Here is an 8,121-nt window from a genome sequence, read left to right as displayed (position 1 = left end):
AAAAGTTGATCAGACAACGTGATGAGTTACTGCCTCTTCTGATGAACGGTCAAGTATCGGTAAATTCTGATTTATCGGTTTGTATTAACTTAATCATTAGGACAACCACAAGAATTTGCAGCTATTCTAATGATTTATTTTGGAGTTACCTGCGTATAGTTTTTCTTTGAGAATTACGGATAACTTGCACTGCGTGCATCAGGCATCTCCGTTTATACTCATCTTCCTCTTCATCCGGTCTGCGACCATCCCAACGAAGGTCTGAGTCGGAATCACCACCACCTCCGGAAGAAACAGGTATCGGCTGCCCACTGATGAGCGCATCGGCTATTGCAAAAATCATATTGCGAACTGAAGGTATAGCCAACAGGCCGAGCAATGTATTCAGTTCTGACTCCATATTTTCGTTTGTGTCTGAAAGAGTTTTATTCTCCCGTCTCAACTGATAAAGTTCACCGTAATCCGCTAGAACATTATTCTGGGCGGCTTCAACCTGTCGAGCTGCATCATTTCTGTATAGGGATTCTATCTTCCGGACAATTTCGGTAAACTGCTTGGAGATAGACCGATTCTGACGCTCAATCCATTTGTCCGTACCGAACAATGGTACTTTCTCTGTAATTTGCGGTGGCGTGAAATCAACCTTGTGGTTACGAAATGGCTGTATAACAGAACGGGCCTTCGCCGCATCCTTTGTCAATTGTTCCACTTCCTGCTCCTTCGCATGGAGTTTATTGGATTTGTCTTCGAGCTTTTCCTGATACTCGGCAATGAGTTTCTGTATGTCCGCCTTCTGCTCTTCATACCTGTCAAGAGTTATCTTGCCGGATGCGAGTGCTTCATCTATTTCTTTAAGCCGATTCCTGTCGGCAAGCATTTCCCGTTCAAGTTTCCGTATCATTGTCTGAAGTCCCTTAACTGCTTTCTCTGCTTGTTTCGCATCTTTGGACAGTTTTCGGATATAATCGCGTTTACTAAGATGGCTAACGTTCCGGCCTTCAATACTATCACCACGTTCCAACCCATACTTGCTACCGACCTCATCATAGAGTGAGGTGTGCATTTCACGAAGAATCTGTCCGTATTCGTAGCGGGTCTTGCCAAACTTAGCCGACCACATGACGCATTCGCGTCCGCTTTTGGCTCGTTGTCCGACAGGAACGATCAAGGCATGGATATGCGGGCTGCTCTCATCAAGATGAACCTGGAAGCCGATGATGTTTTCCTGTCCGTACCGTTTGGCGCACCAGTCATAGACATCTTTTGCCCATTGTTCGATTTCCGGACATCGCTGGAGATGGCTGTTGTCTGCACCCTTTTCCAGATTTACGGTTTGGGTCTCAAATGCCATCTCAAGCGTACGGTCATGATTGCCTCCGAAGATAAATTTCGCACAACAGTTTGGTTGAATTTTGCTGTCCGGCTTGAAGGGTTTCCAGCCCAGTTCAGTCAACCGTTCCTGCAAACGTACTTCAAGCGATTTCTCTTGATAGCCTAACGGATGAACTTTCCCATCGGGCCCAATCTCGAAATTCAGTTTCATTCGGGTCTTGTCATAGTGATTGGTCGAATCCTGATTCTTTCTGTCAATCTTGTCGTCATTCCAATGCCTTTCGTTTTCATTCGCCTCTGCTGTGCCGAATGACTTCCCGGCTTCGACATGCATGGCCTGTTTAATATCTGTATTCATATATGGTATTCTTTTGATAAATGATTAATATTTGAGCTTGCTCTTATGCCAGTCCGCTCCGCGGGACAATGACCGGATTTTATTGCCGACAGGCAAAAAGTCCTTATTGTGTTAAGGACTTTCTATAAATCCTCGGAACAAGTTCCTTTACTATTCAATAAGTTCCAGATCCAGTTCATCAATGAGCAACTGCAATGCTGGATTACGTTGTATCATCTGATGGAGTATCTGTCTCTTTGATGGTGAATACAGAAAGAAGTCTGCAATGTCCAATCCTTGGCTGCGTTGCTCTTCATCGGATGTACATTCCAAAACATTGGACACAACAACCCGTTTACATATTCCAGACAACAAAGCAGACTTTTCTCTCCATTGTTCGGTTGCTCCTAAATCAGGGATGAGAGTAACCTCCCTGCCTTTAAGGACCTGCATGGCTTCACTATTGAAACAACCGTTCTTTCCACCTGTTGCCAGCCATATATAATCGGGGATAAAATGGCTCATTACAACAGCGGTCTTTTCACTTTCCACCAGCATTACCGGAGACGATGAATTTTTCAGAAGATGTTCTCCAAACAGACATTGCTTCAAATGGAAATCCTGCAATTTCAACTCGGAATGCGCCCAGCTGACAAAAGCCTTAGGCTCTTTAACCCGATGGCCTGTCTCGGCATTATAGCACATTACCTTGCCGGTTCTTACCTGTCCATTTATATCTGTCTGCCAGAAAACCGTTGTGCCTCCCCATTTTGAAGATGTCCCTATGCGATACATTTCAAACAATCTGCTTGCCTCATTTTCACCAAATACATGACAGAAATACTGATATAAGGGGTTGATTGAATAATGTGACAGACTCCTTAACACATAAGATGAAGGAATATATGAAGGGACGATACAAGACGGAGTTTTATCTGCCGTCTTATAAGGGGCAGAAAGAAATGACTTGCCGCGTCCCTCATCCATTTCCAATACATCAGGATTATCATTGAAGTATTCCTTAGGTGTATAGTGGTAGCCACAACTGTTTTCATGATCACACTTGCCGACATTACCGGGAAAGCTAATGCTGCCTTGTTCATCAATATACCTGACAAAACACCGGCTTTTACCACAGCTCGGACAAGTAGTCTTGCTTCCAGGGCGGTATTTCTGCAAATGGAATCTGTATTCACTCATGGTCTTCTGATTTTAGTGTGGTTGCACTCTGCACTTTTGCACTTTGAGAAGATTGCACGGTATCCTGGCAAGATGAAAGTGCAATAGTGCAAGGTGCATCAGTATTTTCTGTCATAAGTTTGCGATAGACTCCATGCTGAAGCTTTTCTATAAGAGGGTGCTTAAGCCGGCATAATTGGTCAAGCGCATAATAGACGGTACGTCGGGACATATCAACTTTTCTGCCGGCAATAACAGCATCACCGGAAGTAAATCTCTCTCCTAGCAGGGAGAGCCAGACTTCTTTCGTTTCGCCGATACTGTTTATGACAATGGTTTCCTGAATCCTCCTGTATGTTTCCTCATAATAATCAACCATACGGATTGCCGATTCTACGGAATCCCGCTCAATATATTGCATATCTCCACTATCAGTAGCCCATTTCATTACCTGAAACAACAGGGCAAGACGTGCTACATGGCCGTTGAGTTTCATCTTGCGGCTTTCAACATCTGCATCATCCTCAATGGCATTTACAGCATCGATAATTCCATTGTACCATTCATAAAAGTATTCTTCCGCATCGTCAGACATTGTAAGGATACGGGGATTGACCGTTGTACCCTTGTCATCAAGGATACAGGGGATACTTAGGATTCTGTTGATTATTGTCCTCCATTGATTCATGATGTCAGGACGGGCCGTATTCCGTTCTTCCCGTCTCCATCCGGATATCTTCCTGTTTTTGGGATAGACAAACAAAAAACGGTCAAGCAATCCGTTGGCAAGGAACTCTGCACGGAAGACTTCCTGCAGCATATTTGTCTGTACTGAACCGATGACATTTATACATGGATTCTTGATTAGAACAGGACGTGATTCTGATTTGCGGATAATCTTTAACGGCTGTCCGCTATAAGCTGTCAGCAGATCTTCAATGAGGTTGTTCTTGCTGTTGTACCTTTTGACGGAATTGAACAAAGCCAGGATTTCATCGACGACCAATGTTATCCCACGCTGATTATGCTGATGAATATTCATCATCGCCTCCGGGGTGGAATCATAAATGACCGTCGTTACAAAATTCGGTTTCTTGAGCAGTTGTGCTTCCCCATCACTTCCGTGCTTGCCTGCTGACATGGCTCTTTCATATTCATCATATTCCTCGTTATATTTCTCATGCAGCCGGTCATCATACTCATTAATCGGCTTATAGATAAAACCGAGGGGAGGAGTCTTTCCGAGCCCGGGACGTCCGACCAGCATCATATAAAGGGATGGGCAAGTTTTCCACTCGCCCTTTATACGGATATGACAAGAGTTGCCTATTGCAGTAGCAACAGCAGAAAGAATAATAGACGCAGTATATTCCACATTGAAATTTTCGTATCTGGCAAGATTGAGTATAATCTCCTGTATCCTATCCGGGAAGGCATCCAACGGAAGACCTGTTTCCGGAATGCCTTCCACTTCCGACCGAAGCATGTTGGTCAAATGAATGGTGTTAAACATAGCCACCTCCTTCCTGTTTGGGAAGTTCATCACCAATAGCGAAAGCTTCATAGTGGAAACGACGCAGAAAGCGGTCTACGTCTTCCTGCGTGTACCAGTATTTATCACCTTCACGCGAGTAGCCGAGATAGCCGTTGTCTCGCAACTTTTTCAGATACTTTTCTTTGATGTTCAATTTCTCCATCAAAGACTTGTTGTCATATAGACGGAGTCCGCCTTCATGAGCCGGAGGCGGCAGTTTCTCTTGTCTCTCCACTACGCTGAGAATCTTTTCAAGCAATTCCCGGTCGCATAGCTTCTCTACATTCGTTTCTTTAGCCATACTTAAAAACAATTATGGCCGATTGCCCTGATGCACACTCAGACCTTCAGCCTGGTTATACGATATGGTACGATTGTGCACATCGCACCAGAATCACGGCACGAATGTATGAAATAGCTGAGGACTAATAAGTTACAATAAATTATCCAATGTTAGGACAGGTGTTATGGAAAGTTATGATTCTGCCACAACTTTACAAGTAACCTATTGATTACCAGCAATAAAAAAGAGAAAAATAAAATTGAAAAAATCGAAGATTGCCAGATGATGCAAAACAAAATGCATAACAAGCCAGAAACTAAGACTTGCCAAGAACGAAGATAATACTCTTAGTTTTTTGTCACTTATGAAAAAACTTGTCGATTTCTCCGGCATTGTTAGGGACGGGCATATCCCTCCTGTTCTGCCGGGACTGTCCGATACCGGTTTGTTCAAATAGTGCGTTAAGTTCGACATCGGGGAAGAGTCCGTTGCCGAACTCCCAAAAAGTCTTCTGTTCGTATTTGGAATATTCAGGATAATCGCCGCAATATATTCGACCACACATATAGGCAAGAAGAGCCTTTGTCCCTTTCCAGCTATAATGGGACCCGACCTCTTCAATATATCCGGCTTCTATTGCTTTCGCAAAGATTGTACGGGCAAGTGAAGTATCAAGCCTTCCCGACAATACAACCCCTTTGGGGGAATCCGGACATTCAGAATGATTATCTATGGGTTGAACGGTTTGCTGGTTATTTTCCCTAAGTTTGATGCGTAACTTTTCCGCTCCGTATGCAAATACACCCGATAAGACAAGGGCGGTGAAAATGCCTGTTATTACGACAGGATCAGGATGGTTGTTGTCTTTTACCGGATCAATTATCCCAAGACCTATAAGGAGCAGAGTTCCTATAAAAAATACTATTGCAGCAGACCACATGATTATCCTATGGTGCTTATTAAAGATAGTAGAAAGCAGCAATACCAGAACAAATGCGCACACCAGCAATAGGAATATCTTCGTAATAGTCATATCAAATCAATTTTAGATATAAAATTAATGATTGTTTATAATAGCCGTCTACAATTATCAGACAATTTCCAGAGATGCAAAATCCTCTTTCAGACGTGCCACTTCCGCCGATAGCGTTTCGGGCAGGAATTTGGCATATACCTTTTCGGTGACATCCGTACTTCCATGGCCGAGCAAACGACTGACAACCGACATGGAAAGTCCCTTGTTCAGTGCAAAGACCGCAAACGAATGTCGGGCCACATGCATTGAAAGGGTAAACGGAAGCCCTATCTGTTCTCCGACAACCGCCAGCGACTGATTGATACATTTCGTTGCATTGTTACGGGCTTTGTACAGAGCCTCTGCATCATCAAGATCCAGATCATCCTTTACTAAGTTGAAGACATACCGGCATCCGGCACGCTTCTCCTGCCACCGCTGCAGTATATGCAAGGCAGGTTCCGTTAGTGGAATCACGTGACGTTTGTTCGTCTTAATCATGATTTTTCTCAGTTCCTTCTTCTCGAAATTTACATGCCCCCACTGCAATGTCATAACATCGACAACACGGAGTCCACAGGCATGGAAGGCAAAGAAGAACATTTCCAAAAACTCCTTACGGCGCGGTTCGGTGCAGGCATGGTAATATTCCAATAACGCGGACATCTGTTCTTTTGAAAGATACTTGCCGTCAAACTCGTTGTCTTCATCCGCGAGAGATATCTTTGAGGCGATACGCATATCCTGAATTCTCGCATTGACGGCATGGTCTATCATCTTCATTTCTGAAGCATAGGCACATGCCTTCAGAATCGGAGTCAAAGCATGGTTGATCGTTGCATCGCTGTTCTGTTTTATCTCACGCCGCCACCTGATGTATTCGTCAATCAGTTCAACCGATATTTCACCTAAATAGATACTGTCCGGCTTGTAGGTACCGTTCTTTGTTGCACGGAGAAAGATACGGAAAATATTCATGCCGCTCTTGCCGTTCTCATAGCGGCTGCGTCCGATTCGGTTTCTCGAATAATCGGATTCAAGCCTTTCCAAAACAAACTCGATAAAATCCTTCCCTTTGTCCTCCCGTGTGAGCGGTTTGTCGGCCAAAAAGTCGGCGATCACCTGTGCCGTAATCTGATTGGGATGCTTCTCCTGATATTCGGCCAGCAGTCCGTCGATCTTGTCCGCACGGGCAAGCAGCAGACTGTTGATCCGGTTGGCCTCCGGACCATAACTCGCCCTCACACCTCCGCGTCCCTTGTTGGCTTTCTCATTCCAGTCGCCCAGCCGGACAAAGATGTTCATGCCCTTGCGTATCACCTGCCGGTTCCAGGTGTATTCAAGCTGGACAAGATACTGTTTGGCAGGATCGATCTCACCCCTGACATGCAGGCGGTAGCGTCCCAATGGATATAGTCGTTTCGGTCGTCCCATACTGGAGATGTTTGAAATTAAAAAAACAGAGGTTGCGGTAATACTCACAAACCTCTGTAAAGGTAATGAATTTTGTCCAAACAAATCCCGATATTTCCTCCGAAAAACATATTTCGCCCAAATAAACCGCGCCATTTGAGGCGGTCAGACGCTGTTGTCCAAACAAATTAAATCCCCACCAATCTTATTGATTGACAGGGATTTAATAGCTGTTTACGTGCTTAAAATCGCACTAATATTCCTCCTCATTGAAGAAGAAATCGTCCTTGGAGGGGTAGTCGGGCCAGATGTCTTCGATAGATTCGTAGATTTCACCCTCGTCTTCTATCTCCTGCAGGTTTTCGAGCACTTCGAGCGGCGCACCCGAACGTACTGCATAGTCGATGAGTTCATCTTTCGTTGCGGGCCAGGGGGCATCTTCGAGTTTCGATGCCAGTTCAAGTGTCCAATACATGATTCGGTAAAGTTTTATCTCTCTGAATTTTCCGGAAAAACAAGGCTTTTCCTTACAGGGATGCAAAGGTAAAGCAAAAAAACGATGCCCGCAAACGGAACGATCCCCACGGCCTACATTCCGGACGTTCGAATGTCCTAACATCCGATTTCTACGGATGTGTCCGGCGTATAGGACTATGCGGTATCCCGGGGAGAAGAACCGAAAATCGCAACGAGAATTCCGATCCCCGCAAAGGTTCGTGAATCCGAACCGGAGATATGTCGCCGCCCGAGGTATCCGGGAAGACAGCATGCCGCCGTACAGCCGCCGACGGACTTTTTCCAGACACTGACAGCGTCGTAAAGAATTTCCGCAATGTAAAATCGGATATTATCCGGTATAACCTATATGGAATTTTCGTATCTTTATGGAAACCTAAAACCTATCGAACCATGAAATTCTTCATCGACACAGCCAATTTGGAGCAGATTCGCAAGGCGCACGAACTGGGCGTCCTGGACGGTGCGACGACCAACCCATCGCTGATGGCCAAAGAGAACATCCGGGGTAC

Annotated in this window: 8 protein-coding genes; 1 reads left to right on the top strand and 7 read right to left on the bottom strand. The window is 44.9% G+C overall.

The window, feature by feature from the left end:
• Positions 1-145: 145 nt before the first annotated feature.
• The 7 genes from mobV to ACESTR_RS15440 all read right to left on the bottom strand — a co-directional run bounded on the left by mobV (position 146) and on the right by ACESTR_RS15440 (position 7,568).
• A complete protein-coding gene (mobV, locus tag ACESTR_RS15470) occupies positions 146-1,690 on the bottom strand; it encodes a MobV family relaxase (protein ID WP_055205009.1) in 1,545 nt (514 codons plus the stop codon).
• 150 nt (positions 1,691-1,840) lie between these two features.
• Positions 1,841-2,869, bottom strand: coding sequence for a DUF6371 domain-containing protein (locus ACESTR_RS15465; RefSeq protein WP_055205008.1), 1,029 nt, complete (start codon positions 2,867-2,869; stop codon positions 1,841-1,843).
• A complete protein-coding gene (locus ACESTR_RS15460) occupies positions 2,862-4,361 on the bottom strand; it encodes a YfjI family protein (RefSeq protein WP_055205006.1) in 1,500 nt (499 codons plus the stop codon). The genes ACESTR_RS15465 and ACESTR_RS15460 overlap by 8 nt, the downstream gene beginning before the upstream one ends.
• Complete coding sequence (locus tag ACESTR_RS15455; protein WP_055205004.1) at positions 4,354-4,683, bottom strand: helix-turn-helix domain-containing protein; 330 nt, start codon at positions 4,681-4,683, stop codon at positions 4,354-4,356. The genes ACESTR_RS15460 and ACESTR_RS15455 overlap by 8 nt, the downstream gene beginning before the upstream one ends.
• 340 nt (positions 4,684-5,023) lie before the next feature.
• A complete protein-coding gene (locus ACESTR_RS15450; RefSeq protein ID WP_055205002.1) occupies positions 5,024-5,698 on the bottom strand; it encodes a hypothetical protein in 675 nt (224 codons plus the stop codon).
• 57 nt (positions 5,699-5,755) lie between these two features.
• The gene (locus ACESTR_RS15445; protein WP_055205001.1) at positions 5,756-7,114 is read right to left on the bottom strand and encodes a tyrosine-type recombinase/integrase; all 1,359 of its coding nucleotides are present in this window, start codon (positions 7,112-7,114) and stop codon (positions 5,756-5,758) included.
• A 232-nt stretch (positions 7,115-7,346) separates the two neighbouring features.
• Entirely contained in the window at positions 7,347-7,568 is a 222-nt protein-coding gene (locus ACESTR_RS15440) for a DUF2795 domain-containing protein (RefSeq protein ID WP_009597992.1), read from the bottom strand.
• Between the two features lie 260 nt (positions 7,569-7,828).
• On the opposite strand from ACESTR_RS15440, the gene ACESTR_RS15435 reads away from it, so the two are divergent.
• Positions 7,829-8,121: transaldolase family protein (locus ACESTR_RS15435; RefSeq protein WP_373179406.1), on the top strand; the 293-nt coding region annotated here is incomplete at its 3' end.

This window comes from Alistipes sp. DJF_B185 (genome assembly GCF_964250025.1).
Taxonomy (GTDB): domain Bacteria; phylum Bacteroidota; class Bacteroidia; order Bacteroidales; family Rikenellaceae; genus Alistipes; species Alistipes finegoldii.
This window is presented reverse-complemented; position numbering and strand designations above follow the sequence as displayed.